The organism is Rhizobium sp. BK661 (assembly GCF_024808825.1).
GTDB lineage: Bacteria > Pseudomonadota > Alphaproteobacteria > Rhizobiales > Rhizobiaceae > Rhizobium.
Genome location: NZ_JANTYT010000062.1, coordinates 1 through 1,058, shown reverse-complemented (window position 1 = coordinate 1,058; position 1,058 = coordinate 1). Strand labels below are relative to the sequence as shown.

Sequence of the window (1,058 nt, the reverse complement as noted above, 5' to 3'; positions counted from 1 at the left end):
CTAGAGCGCCGTACGTTTAATCGAACCCATAGCCTGCGGCTGTAAAATAGTTTCGACATTCTTGGCTATTGAAGAGGTTGCAGATTGATCCGAGCGCATTTGAGAGTGCGTCAAATGTGCGAGCGGCGGCGGCTCTGAGATGGGCCTTAATTTTGGCGAAGGCCATTTCGATCGGGTTCAAATCTGGCGAATAAGACGGCAGAAACAGGAACCACGCGCCAACCTCCTTGAGGCAGGCTTTGGCTTTATCGCTTTTGTGAGCGCGAAGATTATCCAGGATGACGACATTGCCTGGTTGGAGTGTCGGCGCAAGCTGGGTCTCTATGTAGGTGTCGAAGATTTCCCGATTCATCGGCCTGTCGATAATCCAGGGCGCAGTAAGACCGAAACAGCGCAAGCCTGCAATGAATGTCTGTGTCCCCCAGTGGCCAAAGGGCGCATCCGTGATGAGACGCTCGCCGCGCGGGGAGCGCCCGCGCAGCCTCACCATCTTTGTGTTCACTGAGGTTTCGTCCAAGAAAACAAGTCGATGCGGTTCAAATCGCATCCGGGGTTGGCGTTTCGAAATCCAGACATCACGATCGTTTCGGATATCAGCGCGAGCGCGTTCCGACGCCATTATTTGTTTTTTTATATGTGTATCCCTGCGTTATCAGAAACCGCGACAGGGACGATGGTGGAATGACCAACCCATGTTCATCGTCAAGGCGACGGGCAAGCTCTGGCATGGTGATATCCGGTTTGCCTTCGACCTGTGCGACCAGGAAATCGCGAAACGCCGACAGCTTCCCGGCACCTGGTGGCCTTCCTTGACGCGCGGGGGTTATCAGCCCGGTCCGCTCCCGGCGTTGTAGCAGTTTGATCGCACTGCTGTCGCTAATTGCGAAATGACGGGCAGCCGCTCGCCGTGATTGGCCGCTAGCGACCATAGAAACAACACGCTGACGAAGATCAACAGAATGAGATTTACCCATGTGATTCACCTCCAACCGCAGTGAATCACACCGATACCCTCGTGAAAACCCCACTCGATTCTCAATTCAAGTGCGATGCTCTAG

At 54.3% G+C, this 1,058-nt stretch carries 1 protein-coding gene; it reads right to left on the bottom strand.

Annotated features, from left to right (window positions below; genetic code table 11):
* Window positions 1-16: 16 nt before the first annotated feature.
* Window positions 17-974 (bottom strand): IS630 family transposase gene (locus FHX16_RS31415; RefSeq protein WP_259132249.1). Its coding sequence is split into 2 segments (ribosomal slippage): window positions 17-622 and window positions 624-974, totalling 957 coding nucleotides; the frame shifts between segments, so codons are not numbered across the junction.
* Between the last annotated feature and the right edge of the window lie 84 nt (window positions 975-1,058).